19 protein-coding genes and 1 pseudogene are annotated in these 18,515 nt (G+C 63.1%); 3 read left to right on the top strand and 17 right to left on the bottom strand.

Annotated features, from left to right (window positions below):
- Positions 1 to 172 (top strand): annotated as a pseudogene (locus tag FBY03_RS04130) (IS630 family transposase); the annotation flags it as partial.
- Here FBY03_RS04130 and FBY03_RS04125 read toward each other — a convergent pair.
- The 14 genes from FBY03_RS04125 to FBY03_RS04060 form a co-directional block, all read right to left on the bottom strand.
- A complete protein-coding gene (locus FBY03_RS04125; protein ID WP_178090550.1) occupies positions 169 to 783 on the bottom strand; it encodes an acyl-homoserine-lactone synthase in 615 nt (204 codons plus the stop codon). The pseudogene FBY03_RS04130 and the gene FBY03_RS04125 sit on opposite strands and share 4 nt — an antisense overlap.
- 161 nt (positions 784 to 944) lie before the next feature.
- Positions 945 to 1,634: a hypothetical protein gene (locus tag FBY03_RS04120; protein WP_147170920.1), complete on the bottom strand. Its 690-nt coding sequence runs from the start codon at positions 1,632 to 1,634 to the stop codon at positions 945 to 947.
- 127 nt (positions 1,635 to 1,761) lie between these two features.
- Positions 1,762 to 3,174 carry a hypothetical protein gene (locus tag FBY03_RS04115; RefSeq protein WP_147170919.1) on the bottom strand — a complete coding sequence of 471 codons (1,413 nt, stop codon included), beginning with the start codon at positions 3,172 to 3,174 and terminating at the stop codon, positions 1,762 to 1,764.
- A 1-nt stretch (position 3,175) separates the two neighbouring features.
- Positions 3,176 to 4,099, bottom strand: coding sequence for an EamA family transporter RarD (rarD, locus tag FBY03_RS04110; RefSeq protein WP_147170918.1), 924 nt, complete (start codon positions 4,097 to 4,099; stop codon positions 3,176 to 3,178).
- A gap of 26 nt (positions 4,100 to 4,125) precedes the next feature.
- Positions 4,126 to 5,118, bottom strand: coding sequence for a zinc-dependent alcohol dehydrogenase family protein (locus FBY03_RS04105; protein WP_147170917.1), 993 nt, complete (start codon positions 5,116 to 5,118; stop codon positions 4,126 to 4,128).
- Positions 5,115 to 5,945: an alpha/beta fold hydrolase gene (locus tag FBY03_RS04100; RefSeq protein ID WP_147170916.1), complete on the bottom strand. Its 831-nt coding sequence runs from the start codon at positions 5,943 to 5,945 to the stop codon at positions 5,115 to 5,117. Before FBY03_RS04100 ends, FBY03_RS04105 begins: the two co-directional genes overlap by 4 nt.
- The gene (locus FBY03_RS04095) at positions 5,935 to 7,203 is read right to left on the bottom strand and encodes a condensation domain-containing protein (protein WP_147170915.1); all 1,269 of its coding nucleotides are present in this window, start codon (positions 7,201 to 7,203) and stop codon (positions 5,935 to 5,937) included. Before FBY03_RS04095 ends, FBY03_RS04100 begins: the two co-directional genes overlap by 11 nt.
- Before the next feature lie 12 nt (positions 7,204 to 7,215).
- A complete protein-coding gene (locus FBY03_RS04090; protein ID WP_178090548.1) occupies positions 7,216 to 8,826 on the bottom strand; it encodes an FAD-dependent monooxygenase in 1,611 nt (536 codons plus the stop codon).
- Between the two features lie 71 nt (positions 8,827 to 8,897).
- A complete protein-coding gene (locus FBY03_RS04085) occupies positions 8,898 to 9,896 on the bottom strand; it encodes an aldo/keto reductase (RefSeq protein WP_147170913.1) in 999 nt (332 codons plus the stop codon).
- 249 nt (positions 9,897 to 10,145) lie between these two features.
- Entirely contained in the window at positions 10,146 to 10,829 is a 684-nt protein-coding gene (locus FBY03_RS04080; RefSeq protein ID WP_178090547.1) for an HAD family phosphatase, read from the bottom strand.
- Positions 10,813 to 11,559 carry an AfsA-related hotdog domain-containing protein gene (locus FBY03_RS04075; RefSeq protein WP_147170911.1) on the bottom strand — a complete coding sequence of 249 codons (747 nt, stop codon included), beginning with the start codon at positions 11,557 to 11,559 and terminating at the stop codon, positions 10,813 to 10,815. Before FBY03_RS04075 ends, FBY03_RS04080 begins: the two co-directional genes overlap by 17 nt.
- Before the next feature lie 652 nt (positions 11,560 to 12,211).
- Complete coding sequence (locus FBY03_RS04070) at positions 12,212 to 12,841, bottom strand: TetR/AcrR family transcriptional regulator (RefSeq protein ID WP_147170910.1); 630 nt, start codon at positions 12,839 to 12,841, stop codon at positions 12,212 to 12,214.
- Positions 12,842 to 13,109: 268 nt separating this feature from the next.
- A complete protein-coding gene (locus FBY03_RS04065; protein ID WP_147170909.1) occupies positions 13,110 to 13,415 on the bottom strand; it encodes an EthD family reductase in 306 nt (101 codons plus the stop codon).
- 120 nt (positions 13,416 to 13,535) lie between these two features.
- The gene (locus tag FBY03_RS04060) at positions 13,536 to 14,513 is read right to left on the bottom strand and encodes an NADPH:quinone oxidoreductase family protein (protein WP_147170908.1); all 978 of its coding nucleotides are present in this window, start codon (positions 14,511 to 14,513) and stop codon (positions 13,536 to 13,538) included.
- Between the two features lie 194 nt (positions 14,514 to 14,707).
- Here FBY03_RS04060 and FBY03_RS04055 point away from each other — a divergent pair, with 194 nt between their 5' ends.
- Entirely contained in the window at positions 14,708 to 15,088 is a 381-nt protein-coding gene (locus tag FBY03_RS04055) for a flagellar basal body-associated FliL family protein (protein WP_371920750.1), read from the top strand.
- Positions 15,089 to 15,142: 54 nt separating this feature from the next.
- Here FBY03_RS04055 and FBY03_RS04050 read toward each other — a convergent pair whose 3' ends face one another.
- Positions 15,143 to 16,984, bottom strand: coding sequence for a diguanylate cyclase domain-containing protein (locus tag FBY03_RS04050; protein WP_147170906.1), 1,842 nt, complete (start codon positions 16,982 to 16,984; stop codon positions 15,143 to 15,145).
- A 64-nt stretch (positions 16,985 to 17,048) separates the two neighbouring features.
- The gene (locus FBY03_RS04045; protein WP_147170905.1) at positions 17,049 to 17,498 is read right to left on the bottom strand and encodes an EVE domain-containing protein; all 450 of its coding nucleotides are present in this window, start codon (positions 17,496 to 17,498) and stop codon (positions 17,049 to 17,051) included.
- A gap of 201 nt (positions 17,499 to 17,699) precedes the next feature.
- On the opposite strand from FBY03_RS04045, the gene FBY03_RS23170 reads away from it, so the two are divergent.
- Positions 17,700 to 17,831 (top strand): hypothetical protein, encoded by a 132-nt coding sequence (locus FBY03_RS23170; RefSeq protein WP_256677856.1) that lies wholly within the window; start codon positions 17,700 to 17,702, stop codon positions 17,829 to 17,831.
- 54 nt (positions 17,832 to 17,885) lie between these two features.
- On the opposite strand, the gene FBY03_RS04040 is transcribed toward FBY03_RS23170, so the two are convergent.
- Positions 17,886 to 18,482, bottom strand: a complete 597-nt coding sequence (locus FBY03_RS04040) for a 5-formyltetrahydrofolate cyclo-ligase (RefSeq protein ID WP_147170904.1) — start codon at positions 18,480 to 18,482, stop codon at positions 17,886 to 17,888.
- Positions 18,483 to 18,515 lie beyond the last annotated feature (33 nt).

Below are 18,515 nucleotides of genomic sequence, written 5' to 3'. Positions count from 1 at the left end.
AGCCATCCGCCGCGGCTCCTTCACCAGCGTCAAGCAACTGGTTCAGCGCATTGATCACTTCGTCGTCTCGTACAACCAAAACTGCAAACCTTTCCAGTGGACCGCCACCGCCGATTCAATCCTCGAAAAGTTGCATCGACTTTGTTCGCGTATTAGCGGGACAGAACACTAGCCGAGCGCCTGCAACGGTTGATCGCTATAGAAGGGGTCGGCGTAGTTGAGGAAGGCCTGCAGGTCGATGCGTACGGCCAGGGTTTCTACGCCGTCGGGCATCCGTACGATCGGCCCCAGTCGACTACAGGGCAGGCCTTTGCTCAACAGCAGGCGATAAATCGGCTCGGCCACCACTACCCACCAATAGCGCACCGCGTTCTGTTGCGAGTGCTGCACCAACCCCTTGATCAGCAGGTCGAATACACCGAAGCGGCCGAGCATTCGCCGTCCACGGTATTCGCGCGCGACGGCCAGGCGCGAGACTTCCATGCTGTTGCAGCACACCGCTGGCTGCTGGTGTGGGTCGAGCAGGAAAGCGAAGCACTGTTGCAGCATCCAGGGCGCACCTTGCGGAGTGATGCGCAGATAGCCGGCGGCATGCCAGCCATGACTGACGGCGACATGCACGCTGTCGGCGTCGAAGCCGTCGCGTTCCAGACCCGCGGCACTCTCGCGTACCCAGCGCAGTTCGCGAGCGAACACGGCCTCACGCAGACGCTGAAACGCTTGCAGGTTGGGCAACGCTCGACCCAGGGTCAACTGCGGGGTGATGGGACGGCTTTCGCGCATAGCCCAGGCCTCTCGAAATGTGGCGATTGGAGAGGGCACTGTAGGAGAGGGGCGGTGTACCGGCAGCTGTCTGAAAGGGCAGCTGGCGAGGGGGCTTGGCGCGGAGTAAGGCGACGGTCTGGCAGACCGTCGCCTTCGCGCTGGTGAGGTGAGCCGTGGCCTTACTGCACGTGCCGCGGGTTGATCGGGTAGTTCGGGAACGGCGAGTTGAAGACGATATTGGGGCTGAGTTGAGTCAGCAGTGGGTTGACTTTCAGCAGGGTGATTTTCCATTCTCCAGGGGCCGAGGCCATCAGCCCCAAGGTGTTGTTGCTGACGAACAGCTGCGGGCCTGGTGTGGGGTCGAAGGGTTGCGGCTCGCTGGACAGCGAGGTGATTTCCTGGTGCACCAGCACGTTGAAGTTCAGCGCAATACTGCCGGTGCCCACCCGGCGACCGCTCTGGTACTGGCTGATATAGGGCGCCGAGAGGGAGAAGATGGCGTTCTGGCGAATGCTGGCCAGGCCCTGGGTGGCGATGGCCAGTGCGGCCGCGCGGCCGCGGGAGCGCTTGCCGCCGATATCGATTTCAATGTTCTCGTCGACGGTTTCGTCGAAGCATTTTTCCACGTCCTCGAGCACGCCGGGTTCCAACTTATGGTTGGAGGCTTCGGGGATGCACAGGAAAAAACGCCGAACCACCTGGTTGGCCTCGAAATAGGCGCTTTGCTTGATCATGCTCGCGCTGATCGAGCCGAGCTGGCCGAGGTCTTTAATCGCGTGCTTCTGCTCAGCCGTGCTGTTGTCGGCCTGGGCCAGGCAGGACGCACTGAGTGCGGAGATTAATAAGGCGGCGCGCAAAGGTCTGTTCACAAGTTGTCCTTAATGCTCTGGCGGCTAGGGATGCACATAGAGGTGTTGCAAATCGATAGTAAATTCCCCTGCTGCAGCCGACTATTTCAGGGGCTTTCAGCCCGTTGCAGAAAGCCCGGGAGAGGCTTCACAGGCCTGGCTCGAGGGGCAGTTGCGACCAGTCGCGTACCTCGAGTTGCAGTTTAGAATCCTTGAAAATCAGGAAATTGGCCGCGTTCAGGCGGATGCTGCCGACGCGGGTGGAAATGGGTTTGAAGCTGTCGAGTCCGACCGACTGCAAGGCATGGCCGATCTGTTTCACCGCCCGGCACAGCTTCACGTTGAATTGCGCCTCGTTGTCGCCAATCATCCGATGTAGCTCTTCGCGTTCCAGCCAGCCGAGGCTGAGAGGGTCGACTTCGCTGGGTTGCAGATCCTGGCGCTGGATAAGCGTCTGTTGCTGCTGGCAGTACTCGCGCGCCAGTAACAGCAGCAGGTAATGGTGCACCCGCTCGCCCAGGTCCAGCTCGGTGTCGCCGACTTCTATGCACAGACGCACATGCCAGTCGTCGCTGCTTACGCGGAAGACAAAACGCAGGTTATCGCTACGCGGGGCTGCAGCACTCGGGTTGTCGGCAGGCGCGACCAAGCCATGGTGCGGCTTGGCGCTAGCGTCGAGGCTGCGGTAGGCCAAACCGTCGCGCTGACTGAGGAAATCCCGGTAGCGATTCAAGCCGGCCTGTTGTGCGGCGGGCAGGGCAAATTGCTCGAGCACGGCGACCAGAGGTGGCGGTTGATCCTGTTCGAGGCAGCCGGCCAAGCTGCAATGGATATAACGGGCGCCACTCTTTAAGGCGGCGATGACATTGGCCAGGCCCTGGCCGTGGGCATTGCCGGCGAGGAACTCCAGCTGTGGCGCGTCGTTGACCCTGTTCGGGGCTAGGGCCCGGAGTGCGGCAAAGATATTGCGTACGCCCAGGTCGGTCAGCTGCGAGGCCTCGTCGCTCAGCGTCAGGCGGGCGAACTGCTGCTGCAGGGCGAAGCTCTGGCACAGCTGCAACTGTTCCTGCGAGGCGGTGGCGATGCGGCTCAGGGTCAGCCGCAGGGGCCAGCCGAGGCGTCTGCCGAGGTGGCAAACGCTCACGAGCCGCTCCAGTTCGCGGTGTAGCTGGTTAACCGCGCAGCCGGCCAGATCCACCTGCAGGTTCAGCCCGCAATGGGGGTGGCCGGCCGTCAGGTCGAGCAGTTGCTGTGCCTGCCAATTCGGCGACGTCGGCAGGTTGAACCAGATGCGTACTGGGGCCTGGTGGCGCTGCAACAGGTGCAACAGCTCCTGGGAGGCCGCAGATTGCTCGAGGCTCAGCAGTACGTCGGTGACCCTGCTCTGGGCCATGGCATTGAGTCCCTGGGTCACTTCTTCCTGGCTGCTGCAGCTATGCACCAGGGCCTCGAAAGCATGCGCGACGACACCGGAAAAACTCGGCATCAGGGCCAGCCGGTTCCAGTCGCAGAGGTGAGGCGGGGCGTTGATGCGTGCGGGGTCTGGGGAATACGCGTGCATATCAGTGTTCCGGATGACTGAGTTTTTTTGCAGGCGATACGGCTGCCTCGGGAGGGGTGGGCTTGAGCAGTTGGTACAGTAGGGCGGCCCAGATCAGGCTGAAGCCGGCTAGTTTCAAAGCGTTCAGGTTTTCCTGGAAAACCAGCACGGCGAGAAGAAACATCAAACTGGGGTTGAGGTACTGCAGGTTACCCACGGTGGTCAACGGCAGATGGCGCAGGGACATCACGTAGAACAGCATGGGCAAGGTGGTCACCAGGCCGATGGCCACCAGCCACTGCAGGTCGCCACCGGAGAGGGCGGCGCTTTGCTCAGTTTCAATCAGCAGGTAGAGGGTCGCGGGGATGGCTGCCACTGCGGTTTCCAGGGTCAGACCCGCGAGCGGCGGCATGCCCACGGCTTTCTTCAACGCACTGTAGAGGGCGAAGGTCAGCGCGATCAGCAGGCCGATCCAGGGCACGTGCTGCAGTCCGCCGGCCAGGGCGATCAAGCTGGCGCCGAGCACGCAGAGACCGAGGCAGAGCGGCTCGCCAGCGCGCCAGGGTTCGTGAAACAGGCGCTTGGCCAGCAACAGGCTCAGCGCCGGGGCGAGGTAGTAGCCCAGGCTGGCGTCCTGCAGCCGGCCGGCACCCACCGCCCAGATCACCATGAACCAGTTGCTGGCGATCAACAGGCTGCTCAGCGGCAGCCAGACCAGCTGCCGAGGTGTGCGCAACAGGGCGCCCAACTCGGCCAACGCGGCCCGGCCGCGGTAGAGCAGCAGGATCAACCCGCAGAACAGCAAGGACCAGAGAATCCGCTGCACCAGGACCAGCCACGCGGGCAGGTGCTCGAGTTGCTTGAACAGCAGCGCGGCCGAAGCCCACAACAGGTAGGCGCTGATATTCAGCGCCAAGGCTGGCGAAAGGGGGCGGGTACTGGACATGCTCAGCTTCCTTGCTGCCAGGGGGCTTATGCGCGGCTGATGCTCACCTTACCCAGCGCAGCGCCGGCTTCGGCGTGGGTGTGGGCCAGGCTGACTTCGGCGAAGCTGAAGCGCTGCGGATCGAGCAGCGGCGACAGCAGCCCTTCATCGACCAGGCGCGCCACCTCGCGCAGAATGAAGCCGTGGTGCTCCATGCCCACGCCACTGGCCATCGGCCAGGACATGTTCACGCAATGCAGCGACAACTTGCGTGCCCAGGCCTGAGTGATGTCGAGGTTGCCCATGGCCAGGGTGGTGATCACGTGGCCACCGACCTTGGTGGCCTCCAGGCTGTTCTGCAGCACGTCGCCGCCGACGGTATCGACCACTACATCGAAGCCTTCACCCTGGGTGCAGCTCTGCACGTAGTCGGTGACACTCTGCTCGCGGTAGTTGATGGTCACGTCGGCGCCGTACAGGCGCGACAGCTCGGCCTTTTTCGCCGAGCTGACCGTGGTGAACACCTGCGCGCCGCGCCATTTGGCCAGTTGCGCGGCGACATGGCCAACCCCGCCCGTGCCGGCATGCACCAGTACGCGCTGACCCGGACGAATCTCCACGCGGTCGATCAGGCCTTCCCAGGCGGTGATGGCCACCAGCGGCAAGGTGGCCGCTTCGGCCGCGCTGATCCGGCTCGGTTGGCGTGCGATCAATGCGGCATCGGCCAGCATGTATTCGGCCAGCGCGCCTTGGCGACCGCGTACGCCACCGGCGCAACCAAACACCCGGTCACCCACCTTGAAGTCGCTGACGCCTGGACCGACCTCCACCAGGGTACCGGCGAAGTCGCTGTGCAACACGGCCGGAAAATCATGGGTAAAACCCGGCAGATCGCCGCGGCGCAGCTTGAAGTCCAGGGGGTTGACCGCCGTCGCCTCGACTTTTACCAGCACTTGCCGGGCGCCGACTTGCGGGGTGGGGAGCTCCATTTCCTCGAAGACATCCGCAGGGCCAAAACGCTTGATGACCATGGCTTTCATGACATTTTCCTTAATGTGTGCGCGACGAAACTGTCGAGCAGGTCGTTGAAGCGCTGCGGTTGCTCGAGGTGCGGGTTGTGTCCGCAATCCTCGAACAGGCCGACGCTCAGGTTGCAGCCGGCGAAGCTGTCGGCGGCCGCGCAATACTGCCAATCGATGAAACCATCGGCCTGACCTTGCAGCAGCAAGGTCGGCACCGCGCTGTCACGCAGCAGCTGGCACTCGTCGGCGAAGCCCCCGGCGCCGAGGCAGGCGCCCAGCTGGCTGCGCACTTGCGGGTCGGTGGCGTGGATACCGGCTTCGACCTGGGCCAACAGGGGCGCCGACAGGCGCGCGGGGTTGACGAAGGCGGCGGCCAGGCGGCCGACCTGCTGCAGGTCCAGTTCGGCCTGGAACACCAGACCCTCGCTCGGGTCCGGGCTGAAGGTCTGCCCGGCCGTGTTGGCGTTGAACGGCGGCGCGGCCACCAGCACCAAGCCCTGCAGGCCATGCAGGCGCGGCAGGGCCTCGAGGGCGGCATGCCCGCCGAGGCTGTGGCCGATGACGAAGTACCGATCCAGGCCGAGCAGCTCGACGGCATCGACCAACGACTGGGCGAAGCCGGCGAAGCTGTAGGCCTGTTGGGGATTGCGCGCAGGCTCCGAGCCGCCGTGGCCGAGGAAATCCAGGGCAATGATCCGGTAGCGTTCGCCCAGCGCCTCGAACTGCGCGCTGAAGGCTTCGGCGGCCGAGGAATTGCCGTGACAGAACAGCAGCAGCGGACCATTGCCTTGATTGTCCAGGTAGCGCAGCCGGCCGGCGGCGAGGGGCAGGTAATTAATGTGCATGGCAGAGTTCTTCCTGGCGGGCGCCGAACGTCAGCAAGCAGTGCTGCAGGTGCTCGCTCAGCGCGACGATGCGCGCGGTTTCGATCAGCGGAGTGACGTAGGTGAAACTGAGATTGAGTCGTTCGGCGAAGGTGGTGGCATGCACCGCCACGGCAAAGTTGCCGGCGCTGCGACAGGCCACGTTGAGGTAGTCGTGCAGCACGAAGGCCGGTGTCTCCGGCAGTTCGATGCGGCCGTGGTTGGTCAGGGCGATACCCTGCACGAAGGCCTCGGCCTGGACTAACTGGGCGCAGCGTTGGCGCACCTGCATCAGGCTGACGCCGGGATTGGCCCGATCGGCGCGCTGCAAGGCCAGCTGCAATTGCCGTTGGTAATCCAGGGCCAAGGCCAGCAGGGAGCGTCCGTCCACTTGCAAGTCGCAGCCGACCACGCCGATGTAGCAGCCGAGTTGGTCGTTGGCGATGGGCTGGGCCGCGCGTTGGCGCAGTGAAATCGCACTGTTCAGGCGGATCTGCTGACCCAGGCCAATGGCCTCGCAGGCTTGCAGCAAGGCGCCGCCGAGCAGCGCGTTGAGGCTCAGGCCTGCAGCGCGGGCCTCGCGCTGTAGGCGTTGCAGTTGGGGTGTGGCCAGGCTGAGGACCTGCACACGGGTGCGCCGTTGTTCCAGCGGAACCCGCTGCTGGTAAGCCGGCGCCGGCAGGTGGCTGGGCAGCGGGGCTGGGCCGGGTGCGCCGAGGAAGTGCTCCAGGGCCGGCGCCAGCGTGCTGAGGTCCGGTGGTGTTGCTGATCCGTGCAGCAGCGCCTGACAAAACTGCAGCAGTTCGCCGAGCAGCAGAGTCAGGCTGAGCGCGTCGACGATGGCGTGATGGCAGGTCAGCAGCAGGTGGTGCTGATGCTGCCCGGGCTCGCTGAGCAGGGCCAGTTTCCACAGGCCGCGGCTGGGGTCGAGTGGGCAGTTGAGCTCCTGTTCCAGTTGCGCCAGGGTATCGCCGATGTCGGGCAGCGTCAGGCTGCGAATCGGCAGGTCATCCAGGCGTGCGTTGTGGGCGTAGTACAGGCCTTCGCCGTCTTCCTGGATGCTGGCTTGCAGCAATGGGTGGCGCTGCCACAGTAACGCCGCGGCAGCGCGCAGCAGCGCTGCATCCAGCGGGCCGTCGAGACTCAGCAAGCTACTGGTCTGGGTGGTGCCGGCCTGCTCGTGCAGGCCGGCCATGGCGGTTTCGATCTGGCCCAGAGGGCGGAGAAGGGGGAGGTTCATCGACAACTCCGTTCAACCGGCCAGGCGCGCAGAGGGTTGCGCCGCAGTGAAACCATGCAGGCGCTGCAGCCGGTCCCACAGTGTGGCGCTGTGCTGCAGTTGGCCGCTCTGGGCGACGTACAGGTCAGGCCGCACCAATACGAAGTCGCCCTCGGCCAAGGCGTAGGCGTGGCGCAGGTGTTGTCGCTCGTCACGCAGGCAGAGTTCGCTGGGTAGGGCCAGGCGATCATGGCTGGCGTCGGTGAGCAGGCGCACGCGGATGCGGTCCTGGCAGACCTGTTGCACTTGAGCGATCAGCGCCAGGCAGGCGTGTAGGCCGGCGGCATCACGCGGCGGTACCAGAAACAGGCTGTGACGACCGCCGCCGAGCAGTGCCAGGCTGTCGCCACCGACGCCGTTGTCGGCGACATAGGGCAGTTGGCGCCCGGGCTGCAACGCCTGGCCGGGCAACGGCGGGGCGTCTGCCGGGCCATAGGCCAGGTTCAGGCCGGAAGACTCCCAGGGGAACAGACGCAGGAAGTCGCGGTTGTGCATGCGCGGCAGGAAGGCCTGCTCGTCGCTGCTCTGGTGGCGATCCAGGCGCGCGATCAGCGAGGTGGAGCGGTCGGTCTTGCCGAGCAGTTTTGCGCTGTTGAGGTGACGCTCGGCGTTGTAACTGTCGAGCAGCGCGTCGCTGCCGCAGCCATTGAGGCAGTAGCCGAGCTTCCAGCCGAGGTTGAAGGCGTCGGCGATTCCCGAGTTCATGCCGAAGCCACCGATGGGGCTGAACAGGTGCGCGGCGTCGCCGGCGATAAACACCCGGCCCTGCTGGAAGGTCGGCGCACTGCGGTTGTAGAACGGCGCGCTGGACAACCAGATGGGGTCTTCGACCTGCAGGCCTTCGATCTGGTAGCGGGCGATGTAGGCGCGCATTTCTTCCAGGCTGGGTTTATAGCCCGGCGGGCACTCGGCTTCGGCCTTGATCACGATGCGGTGGTAGCCGCTCTTCAGTGGCAGGAGGATCAGAAAGCCATCGTCGCGGACGAAGTAGTGACCTTCCTCCTGGCGGCCCGGCCAGCGAATACGCAGGTCGGCGAGGAGAAAGTGCATGCGGTAGTCGTAGCCTGCGAAACTCAGGCCCAGCGACTCGCGCACCTTGCTCAGGCCGCCATCGCAGCCGGCGACGTAGGCGAATTCGGCGGTGTCCTGCCGGGCGCCATTGCGCAGGGTCACGCGCACCCGGTCGTTGTGCTGGTCCAGGCCGAGCAGTTCGCAGTCGCGTTCGATCTGGTAACCCAGGGCGTTGAGCCGATCTTCCAGCACGCGTTCGGTTTCCGGCTGCGGCAGCATCAGGAAGAACGGGTATTTGTGCTGCAAGCGGCTGAAGCGTGAGCGCGTCAGCGCGCGGTTGTGATACAGCAGGTTGATGACTTCGGTCTTGTGGCCCAATTCGACCAGGGACTCGGCCAGGCCGAAGTCATTGAGCAGCTGCAGCGAGGCCGGGTTGATGCTCAGTGCCTTGGAGGGCGAGGGTTCTGGCCGGCGTTTCTCGATGATGCGAAAGGGTACGCCATAGCGGTGCAGTTGCAGCGCCAGGGTCATGCCGGTGGGGCCGCCGCCGACGATCAATACGTCCTGTTTCATCGCGCAAGTTTCCATGCTGGGGCGTGGCACCGATCAGCCGGGCTGCGAACAGCCCAGCTGGTGCTGCCTGGTCAGAGATTGGTGCCTTGGAGAATGGCGTCGGGGTAGCGTTTGCCGGCGATGGCCGACGGGTCGAAGATCTTGCCGAGCATGGCCGAGGCCGCGGCGTCGAGCTGGACGTCCTGGGCCGAGAAGTTGCCCTGCAGGTAGGTGATGCGCTTGGTACCGGGGATCACGTGCAGGTTGGTGTATTGGTCCAACAGCCAGGCCAGGGCCAGTTGCGCAGTGGAGCAGCCCAGTTCGGCGCTCATTTTTTCCAGGGTCTTGACCAGCTCCAGGTTGTGGTCGAAGTTCTCGCCTTGGAAACGTGGCAGCTTGGCGCGGAAGTCGGCGGCGGCGTCGGATTGCTGGATCTGGGTTTTGTCCAGCTTGCCGGTGAGGAAGCCACGGCCCAGCGGGCTGTAGGCGACCAAGGCTATGCCGAGCTGCTCGCAGACCGGCAGCATGGTCTGCTCGAGGTCGCGCGACCACAGCGAATACTCGCTTTGTAGTGCGGCGATGGGGTGCACCGCTTGCGCCTTGCGCAGGGTTTCGGGGGACATTTCAGACAGGCCGATGGCGCCGATCTTGCCTTCCCTGACCAGCTCGGCGAGGGCGCCGACGGTCTCCTCGATAGGGGTGTTGGGATCGCGACGATGCACGTAATACAGGTCGATCTGCTCGACATTGAGACGTTTCAGCGAGGCCTCGCAGGCCTTCTTCACGTAGTCGCGCGAACCCTCGATCAGCAGCTGGTATTTGTCGCTCGGGTCGCGGTAGATGCCGAACTTGCTCGCTATCAGCACGTCCTGGCGTTTGGCGCCGATGCGTTTGATGAACTTGCCGAGCAGCTCTTCATTGTGCCCGCTGCCATACATGTCGGAGGTGTCGAAGTGGCGGTAGCCCAGGTCCAGAGCGGCTTCCAGGGTGGCCAGGGACTGTGCGTCGTCGGTCTCGCCGTAAAACTCGCTCATGCCCATGCAGCCGAGGCCGACCGCGGGAACCATTTTGCCTGCCAACATCCTTTTCATGATTTTGCTCTCTCAACGTGGGGCCAGCGCTGTGGCCATTGACGGGTGCGCCATAGGGCGCGCTTACCAAGACTGGATTAAGGCTATAGCGCCGCGCGGCGACGCATCACTGTTCCCTCGTACAGGTAGTCAGCAGACCAAGACGCAGGGTGTTGCCGCCCGACAAGGCGGTTGGGCCCGGCATTCCGGGGCGCACGGCAGAGAGAAGTGGCCACGACGTCCGAGGACGCCGTGGCGATGCACGGCTGCTCAGGCAGCTTCGATGATCGGCCAGCGCCGTTGCTGACAGATGCTGCGCAGGGTGGCATCGGGGTTGACCGTGGTGGGATTACCCACGCTTTCCAACATCGGAATGTCAGAAATATCGTCGCCATAGGCGTAGCAGTCCGCCGTGTCGATGGGGTGCTCAAGGGCATAGGCGAGAATGCCTGCGGCTTTACCCTGGCCGATGGTGGGAAGGCCGGTGAGCTCCCCGGTGTAGCAGCCCTGTTGCACGGCCAGTGGGGCGGCGATCAGGTCGTCGATGCCCAGCTCATCGGCCAGAGGCTGAAGAATCGCGCGAAACGAGCCGGACACCAGCACGATGCGCACCCCTTGTTGTTGATGGCGGCGGATCTCCTCAAGCATGCGGGGATAGAACAAGTCCTTGCGGCTGCGCACCAAGCGATACCACTGCTGCCCGAGACGCGCCACCAGTTCCACATCCAGGCCGGCGTAGAGGCTGTAGTAGAAGCGGTTGATCGCTTCGCGCGGTGCGTCCTCTGCGATCATCTGCTGCAGCTGGGCCCGGTATTCCTTGACCCGCTCTGACTCGCCGATGCGCAGTTCGCCGATCAGAAACTCGAGGAAGCTGAACATGCTCTTGATGCTGATCAGGGTGCCATCGACATCGAAAAAGGCGCAGCTGCGTCCGCTTTCAGGCCCGCTTTTCATGCTGAACCTCCGCATAGAGCTCGTGTTGCAGTGCCGTTACGGCCATGCCCTCTTCCTTGGCGCTGATAAAGCTGTCGTGGTAGGTGGAGAAGCGGGTCTTCACCACGCAGCAGATCTTCTCGTTCTGGATCACCGACATGCGCACCTGGAAGCGGTGGCTGTTGCGCTTACCCGGCTCGTGTTCCTCTACTTCATAGAGGATGCTGATCGGCAAGGGGAAGACGAACTGCAGGTATTCGCTGTCCATCTGGTTGATCACGAAGTAGCTGCTGGCGGGGTCGTCCTTGAGGTAGAACTCTTCGGTAACCGCGAGAAACGCCTGGCGGGTGGCTTCCAGCAAGACCATGCCTTGAATGTGCTGACCGGTCATATGGTCGCTGAGGTCGGCGCACTCGTCGTCGAGCCATACATCCAGAAGAAAGCTGTTGGGGCCGACGCGGCGCGGCATGCTGATCATGCTGTTGCGCGGGTCGTGTTTATGGGCGTGGCCGCGTCCGGCTTTCTCGGGACGGTTGAACGCCAGCAGTGAACGCTTTTTCTGGTTTTCCGCCAGGCTGATCAGGCTTTCCAGGCGACTGGCCGATACGCCCTGGCCCAGCAGTAGGCGCACATTGTGATCCACCTGGTTTTGCGCGAGCAGTGTTTCGGCGGCACTGATGGTCAGCACCTGCTGGTTCCCGGCGAATTGTTCGAAGCGATCCCCAACGATAACCATTCTGTTAACCGACATAGCTCAATCCCTCGAGGGCCTTGCCCAAGCAATATTCTGTTTAACCGTCAGTGGTATGGCAGTCAGTGGGACGCAGGTGCCTTGCCGGCTTCGTTTGTGGTCTCGAAGCGAGCTGGATGCACCTGTGGTTAGGCGTGCCGATGCGCTTTACCTAGCGATCACTAAATTAATTACTTGGGGAGGGGCTGTACATTGCAGGGTATTTCACGACCTAACGTCTGCCGGCCGACAGGTACTAGGGTCTGTTGCCGTTTCATTCGAGGCCGCGCCGTAGCTTGTTTTTGCGCGAGGCAAGGCACTAGGAGCGCGGTTTGGTTGTTCCAAATGAGCGACGAGAAACGCCGCATCGCGCAAAAACAGGCCCGGCCCTTCGGGTTGCGCGGGAAATGGCCCCCGCTGTTGTTGCAGGACTTGGCAAGGGAATGACCATTACCTGCGTCCTGCGCCTAAACGGGGGCCATTTCTCGCGGCAACGCGGCTCGCAATGAAACGGCAACAGACCCTAGGAGTCGTCGGACTCAGTGCCGTCTAACTGCGGAAAGCCAGATTGGCCGTTCTTTCTCGTGAGGTAGCGCACTACCCGCCTCAACAGCTCAGCAAAACCGAGCCTCGTCGGACTCTCCCTCGTTGCGGGGGCAAGTCAGGCAGGCGCCTAGGCGGCTGTGCTGGGCCAGAGGCTGAGGGCTTGTTCGGCAATCTCGGTGAGGGCGCTTTCATTGGCGCCATCGCGGGCCTGCACGGCCATGCCCTGGATGATCGCGGAATAGAAACGGGCCATGGCCACCGGCTGGCTGCTCGGCGGCAATTCGCCGAGCACCTGGGCCTGGTCGAAGCGCAGGGCCAGCACCTCGCGGGTGCGCGAACGCAAGGTGGCGAGTTCCTGGGCGAGTTGCTGATGCGCGCTGGCGCTGGCCACCAGGCCGGTGGCGATCATGCAGCCGGGTGGGTGGCTGCCGTTGGTGAACTCGCGCGCCGCGTCCAGCAGTACGCGGCGTGCAAAGCCTTGGCCGCTGGGCTCTTCGGCCAGGGCGCGGGCGACGAAATTACCTGGCCCTTGTAGGTACAGGCCGAGGGCCTCGAGGAACAGTTGCTCCTTGGAGCCGAATGCGGCGTATAGGCTGGGTGGTGCGATTCCCAGCGCCTCGACCAGTTCGGCAATCGACGTGCCTTCGTAGCCATGGCTCCAGAACAAATTCAGGGCTTTGTGCAGGGCCTGCTCCCGATCGAACTGTCGCGGGCGTCCACGCTTGGACGGTGGGGCGGTATTTTTCATGGCGTTCATTGCAATTTCTTGACGGGTGCCACAATGGTAGCCAATTTATTTAGTTATAGATAAATAAATATGGACATGCTCCGGAAAGCAGTGTGGCTTCATCGCGCGGAGCGCCGTGGCCGAAGATTTTCTGGCAGGTTGTGCGGTGCTCAGGCCTGTATCGCCGAGATTCGGAGTGTGGGCGTAGCGGGGGGAGTTGGCGTGTCGAGTCTGCAGCGGAGCAGCCGAGCGGCTTTGCCGGCCGCTCGGCTGGAGATGATTGGAGCCGGCGGGCTGCCTAAAGAATCTCGTCGATCTGGATTATCGGCTGCAGGTTGGTGTAGCGCGGGATGTCGTTGGCGACCCAGTCGGCATTGGCGGCCATGACGCTCTGGAACTGCTCGGCCGAGCGAATGTGGGCGTTGAGCAGGCAGTGGAAGGGCGCCGGAGCGCCATCCACCGCTTGTATGCCTCGGCGCAGTTCAACGCGCTGCACATTGTCGCCGAGCAGTTTGAGGATGTGCGGAATGTGCTGGTTGCGGTAGTAATCGAAATCGAAGTGGCCATCTTCGGCGCTGGGGTAGATCACAGTCACGCAGTACATGGGTGTCTCCTGTCGATGGGGGAGTAAGACAGTATCGACCCGCAACAGAGGGCCCACCAGTGGCCGAAGGGACAGCTTGTCCGGTGTGTCGAGCCGCCCGAGGACGGCTCGACGCTCCGTTTAGCGGACTTGCACCACCACCTTGCCGACCGCCTTGCGTTGACCGAGTGCGTTGATCGCCTCGGCAGTTCGTTCCAGTGGAAACACCTGGGAGACCAGGGGTTTGAGCTGGCCGGCGGCATGCCAGGCAAACAACTGCTGAAAATTGGCCAGGTTGTCCTGTGGCTGGCGCTGGGCGAACGAGCCCCAGAATACGCCGACCACCGCCGCGCCCTTGAGCAAGGCGAGGTTTACCGGCAGCTCGGGGATGCGCCCGCTGGCGAAGCCCACCACCAGCAGCCGGCCGTTCCAGGCGATAGCGCGGATGGCCTGGTCGAACAGGTCGCCGCCGACCGGATCGTAGATCACGTCCGCGCCCTGGCCGCCGGTGAGGCGTTTCACCTCGTCCTTCAGGCTCTGTTCGTTGTAGTTGATCAGTTCATCGGCACCCGCAGCCTTGGCGACTTCGAGCTTTTCGGCGCTGCTTGCCGCAGCGATCACCTTGGCGCCCATGGCCTTGCCGATTTCCACTGCGGCCAGGCCGACGCCTCCGGATGCGCCCAGGACCAGCAACGTCTCGCCCGGCTGCAGGTTGGCGCGTTGCTTGAGTGCGTGCATCGAGGTGCCGTAGGTCATGCCGAAGGCGGCGGCGCTGACGAAGTCCATGTGGGCGGGGATCGGCATGACGTTATAGCCGGCGACGGCGACCTGTTCGGCGAAGCTGCCCCAGCCGGTGAGGGCCATCACCCGCTCGCCGACCTTGACGTGACTGACCTGCTCACCGACTGCAGCCACTACGCCGGCCGCCTCACCACCGGGGGAGAAGGGGAACGGTGGCTTGAACTGGTATTTGCCCTCGATGATCAGGGTGTCCGGAAAGTTGACTCCGGCGGCGTGCACCTCGAGAAGGATTTCGTTCTTCTTCACTTCGGGGTTGGCGCTTTCTTCCAGGACCAGGGTTTCGGCGGGGCCGAAGGCTTTGCACAACACGGCTTTCATCGGGGCTATCCTCTCGCGGTTATGACCCCGCAGTTTAGGTGGGCGGCGAGACCGGTCAACGAGCATGGCCGCGCCTGATAGAGCCGTATAAGCATCGGGCTTGGGTACAGGCGTGCCAATGGCTATGCTAGCGCTCTCTCTGTCGAGGAACTGCTTACGTGAAAACCTGGATCGTTCTACTGCTGGCCTTATCGATGCCCTTTGCCGCCCAGGCTCAGGAGGAAGAACCGAAAGAAGGCGAGGAGGCGGCTCCGCAAGTTGCCTACTACAACCTGGTGCCGGCGTTGGTCGGCAACTTCGGCGCCGGGCCCAAGCTCAAGTTCTACAAGGCCGATATCGCGCTGCGGGTCAGCGGTAGCGAGGCCGAGAGCAAGGTTCAGTATCACGAACCGTTGATCAGAAATCAGTTGGTGATGCTCTTCGCCCAGCAGACGGAGGAGGCGCTGAACGCACCGAACGCCAAGGAAACCCTACGCCAGGAAGCGCTAAAGCAGGTGCAGGCGGTGCTCACTCAAGAGGAGGGCAAACCCTTGGTGGATGATCTGTTGTTCAACAACTTGATCCTGCAGCGCTAGGCGCCTGTCGGAGTTGACCGTCGGCAGTAGGGCAGCGCTAAGTCCGACAGGCGCCTAGGCCGGGCGCCACACGCAGGTCCGATTGCGCCCCTCGCGCTTGGCTTGGTAGAGCGCCTTGTCGCTGTGGGCGATCAGGCTGTGCGGCTGCTCTTGTAGGTTGGGGGTGGCGCAGGCCAGGCCGATGCTCAGCGTCAAGCGCCCGAGTGGGCTGGCGCTGTGGGCGATCTGCAGGTCGGCCAATTGCTGGTGCACTTGCTCGGCAACGTGGCCACCGCCGTCAAGGTCGGTATTGGCCAGGATGATGGCGAACTCTTCGCCGCCATAACGGCAGGCGACGTCGCCTTCGCGCTGTAAACAACCTTGCAGGACCTGGGCGAGACGGCGTAGCGCGTCGTCGCCGGCCAGGTGGCCGAATTGGTCGTTGTAGGCCTTGAAGTGGTCGATATCCAGCATCAACAAGGTCAGTGGTGCTCCCTGGCGGCGTAATCGACGCCACTCGCTGTCGAGTTGATTGTCGAAGTAGCGCCGGTTGTACAGGCCGGTCAGGCCATCCTGTTGCGATAGCGCCTGCAGTTGGGCTTCCAATCGCAGGCGCTCGATGTTGTCGCGGGTAACCCCGATCAAATATTCATGGCCGTTGCGGACCACCAGTTGTGCGCTGATCTCCGCGGCTTGTTTGCTGCCATCACGGCGGCGCATTTGCCGCTGGAAAATCATCGACAGGTCGTCCTGGTGAGCTTGGCGTACGCCTTCAAGCCAGCCGTTGAAACCTGGCAGAAGTTGTTCGGGGTCGTGTTTGAGCAGCTCTTGGAAGGTCTCGGCGCTATAACCCAGACTGCCGTAGGTGGCCTGATTCATGTGCAGGATGTCACGCGTGTGCGGGTCGATGATGAACAGGCCGTCCTGACTGGAGTCGGTCAGATCGAGTACCAGTTGCAAGCGTTCGCGGCTGTCACGCAGGACCTGCTCGACCTGTTCGCGTTGCTCGACTTCTTCGTTCAGCTGCAGGTTGCTGGTTTGCAGGGCGCCGGCGCGACGGGCGTTTTCCAGGGCCAGAGCGAGAGCGGCGACCAGCAACAGGCTGATGGTCAAGCTGGCGCCGAGCACGAACTCTGGGAGTGGTGTCGTCAGCGCCTGTACCAGACGCTCGCTCGGCTTGAGGCGCAAGGCGAAGTTCTGGTTGTTCAGCAGGTGGAGCGGCACTTGCTGTTGCCAGGTGTCGAGGGCGTCGGCCTGTTCGCGGCTGTAGATCGGTTGGCCGGCTTCCAGCAAGTAGGCGCTGAACTCGCGGCTGTCCAGATTGGCGAGCAGTTCATCCATCAGTGGCTCGACGCGAAATACGCCCTGGAGAAAGCCGTCGAATACCTGCTCATCCAGCGCGTCGCGAATATACAGCGGGGTGTAGAGGATAAAGCCGCGACCGCCCTGAATCAGGGCGAAACTGTCGGAGAAGCGCGCCTCACCACTGGCCTTGGCCTGCATGGCCAGGTTGAAGTTGGGGTGCGCCGGGGTCAGGTGGACGCGTTGTGCGGCTTCGTTACCGTGCAGCGGCTCTATCCAGCGCATGTGCAGGTCGGCGCCGAGCCACTGGATGGCTTGGTAGCTCTTGAAGTGGCTGAGGGAGAACTGGCTATCGAGCGTCCACTCGTCCTTGGGGATGCGGCCGCGCTGGTTCCACAGCTGGGCGATCCGGCGCAACCCATCGACCTGATCATTCAGGCTGGCCTCGAGCTGTCGCGCCAGGCTGCTGGCTTGGTAGCTCACGCGCTCGCCGATGCGCTCCTGTTGCGTGGCCAGCAGTTGTTGCCACAGTAATAAGCTGGCCACGCAGAGCACCAGTAAAAATGCCATGAGCGCCATGCGAGCTGGCCAGAGGGACTGAGAACGCTGCTGCATAGGCGGGTTCCTGAGGGTTCGCCTACCTCATAGCACAGTGCCGGTTCTCAGGGCCAGAGCCGGTTCAACGCAGGGCGAGGATCGCTGCCCACTCTTCGGCGCTGACCGGCATCACCGACAGGCGGCTGCCTTTGTGCACCAGCGGCAATTCCAGCAAGGCGCTTTGCGCCTTCAGCTCGGCCAGGGGAATCAGTTGCTTGAAGGTTTCGACGAACGCCACGTCGACCGCGCTCCATGGGTTCTTTTCGCTGCTGGCCTTGGCGTCGAAGTAAGGGCTGGCGGAGTCGAGCGCGCTAGGGTCGGGGTAGGCCGCGCGGATGATACGGGCAATCCCGGCGATGCCCGGCTCGGGACAACTGGAGTGATAAAAGAACAGCTGCTCGCCCGCTTGCATGCTACGCATGAAGTTGCGCGCCTGGTAATTGCGCACGCCATCCCAGCATGTCTGGCCGAGGCGCTGCAGGTCGTGGATGGACAGTTCATCGGGTTCTGATTTCATTAGCCAATAAGGCATGAACTTTGCTCCATTAAGCGTGTCCTTGTTGCGGGCTGCTAGTCTCTCAGGTGAACGACAACCGCTTGGCGCCAAAAATTGCAGGCTCATGACGGTTGGCGGACAATGTCAGCCATTGCGCTAGAGCACTACCGTACCACCTATAAAAATAACCGCCGCCGGTCCACCGTGCGCAGTGTGCCTCGAAGGGGGAGGCATCACATGAAACGTAAGCCAGATCTGTTGTGGGTATTAGTCATTCTGTTCAGCCTGGGCATGGTTACCACGGGTTACACCCAGAGTCAGTGGGATCACCAGCCTGATCTGCCGGTCAGCGTATCCCGGCAGCCTTAAGGCGCTGAGCTGAGTTCGCCAGGCGCCGTAGGGATCGCGGCGCCACTGTCTATCTCAGTACCATGCGCTATCCGTTACGGTCGCCTTGAGCGGCACATCCCAACTGGCCAGCGCCAGGTGATCCACCTGCTGGCACTCATGCGCCAAGCCCAGGAGTGTTGGTTTGTGCCAATTTTTGCGCATGCCGCGATACGCCAGGCTGCGATCATAAAAACCACCGCCCATACCCAGGCGTCCGCCGCAACGGTCGAAACCGACCAGTGGTAGCAGGACTAAATCCAGGGCCCAGACTTTACGCTGCTGGGTGCGGTTGTGGCGCGGCTCAAGGATACCGAAACGATTGGGCCTCAAGGCCTCATGACGGCGAACGCGCTGGAACACCATCTTGGTCCGCGGCCAGGGGTTGAGTACCGGTAGGTAAGTGGCTTTGCCGCGACGTTGGGCGGCACGCAGCAGTGGTCGCGGGTCGATCTCACCGTCATTCGGCAGGTACAGGGCGATATGCTTGGCGCGGCGAAACAGCGGGTGTTGCGTCAGTTGTCGGTACAGTCTTCGCGCCGCCTGGCGTTGCGCCTGGGGGGCAAGCGCTCGACGGGTTTGCCGCAGTTGGCGGCGCAGCTGGGGGCGGGTCAGTTCGCTGGAATCGAGCATGTTCAGGCGTCGGCCTTACTGCCGGCGGTGGGC

The organism is Pseudomonas sp. SJZ079 (assembly GCF_007993865.1).
In the GTDB taxonomy this organism is placed as follows: domain Bacteria; phylum Pseudomonadota; class Gammaproteobacteria; order Pseudomonadales; family Pseudomonadaceae; genus Aquipseudomonas.
This window is presented reverse-complemented; position numbering and strand designations above follow the sequence as displayed.

Bases quoted from the DNA above. Each gene is read 5' to 3' on its own strand.
- rarD (WP_147170918.1), bottom strand. From the start codon at position 4,099: ATGTCCAGTACCCGCCCCCTTTCGCCAGCCTTGGCGCTGAATATCAGC.
- FBY03_RS04065 (WP_147170909.1), bottom strand. From the start codon at position 13,415: ATGTACTGCGTGACTGTGATCTACCCCAGCGCCGAAGATGGCCACTTC.
- FBY03_RS04080 (WP_178090547.1), bottom strand. From the start codon at position 10,829: ATGAAAAGCGGGCCTGAAAGCGGACGCAGCTGCGCCTTTTTCGATGTC.
- FBY03_RS04040 (WP_147170904.1), bottom strand. From the start codon at position 18,482: ATGCTCGATTCCAGCGAACTGACCCGCCCCCAGCTGCGCCGCCAACTG.
- FBY03_RS04085 (WP_147170913.1), bottom strand. From the start codon at position 9,896: ATGAAAAGGATGTTGGCAGGCAAAATGGTTCCCGCGGTCGGCCTCGGC.
- FBY03_RS04090 (WP_178090548.1), bottom strand. From the start codon at position 8,826: ATGAAACAGGACGTATTGATCGTCGGCGGCGGCCCCACCGGCATGACC.
- FBY03_RS04100 (WP_147170916.1), bottom strand. From the start codon at position 5,945: ATGCACATTAATTACCTGCCCCTCGCCGCCGGCCGGCTGCGCTACCTG.
- FBY03_RS04095 (WP_147170915.1), bottom strand. From the start codon at position 7,203: ATGAACCTCCCCCTTCTCCGCCCTCTGGGCCAGATCGAAACCGCCATG.
- FBY03_RS04075 (WP_147170911.1), bottom strand. From the start codon at position 11,559: ATGTCGGTTAACAGAATGGTTATCGTTGGGGATCGCTTCGAACAATTC.
- FBY03_RS04060 (WP_147170908.1), bottom strand. From the start codon at position 14,513: ATGAAAGCCGTGTTGTGCAAAGCCTTCGGCCCCGCCGAAACCCTGGTC.
- FBY03_RS04045 (WP_147170905.1), bottom strand. From the start codon at position 17,498: ATGCCTTATTGGCTAATGAAATCAGAACCCGATGAACTGTCCATCCAC.
- FBY03_RS23170 (WP_256677856.1), top strand. From the start codon at position 17,700: ATGAAACGTAAGCCAGATCTGTTGTGGGTATTAGTCATTCTGTTCAGC.
- FBY03_RS04115 (WP_147170919.1), bottom strand. From the start codon at position 3,174: ATGCACGCGTATTCCCCAGACCCCGCACGCATCAACGCCCCGCCTCAC.
- FBY03_RS04050 (WP_147170906.1), bottom strand. From the start codon at position 16,984: ATGCAGCAGCGTTCTCAGTCCCTCTGGCCAGCTCGCATGGCGCTCATG.
- FBY03_RS04125 (WP_178090550.1), bottom strand. From the start codon at position 783: ATGCGCGAAAGCCGTCCCATCACCCCGCAGTTGACCCTGGGTCGAGCG.
- FBY03_RS04055 (WP_371920750.1), top strand. From the start codon at position 14,708: ATGCCCTTTGCCGCCCAGGCTCAGGAGGAAGAACCGAAAGAAGGCGAG.
- FBY03_RS04070 (WP_147170910.1), bottom strand. From the start codon at position 12,841: ATGAACGCCATGAAAAATACCGCCCCACCGTCCAAGCGTGGACGCCCG.
- FBY03_RS04105 (WP_147170917.1), bottom strand. From the start codon at position 5,118: ATGAAAGCCATGGTCATCAAGCGTTTTGGCCCTGCGGATGTCTTCGAG.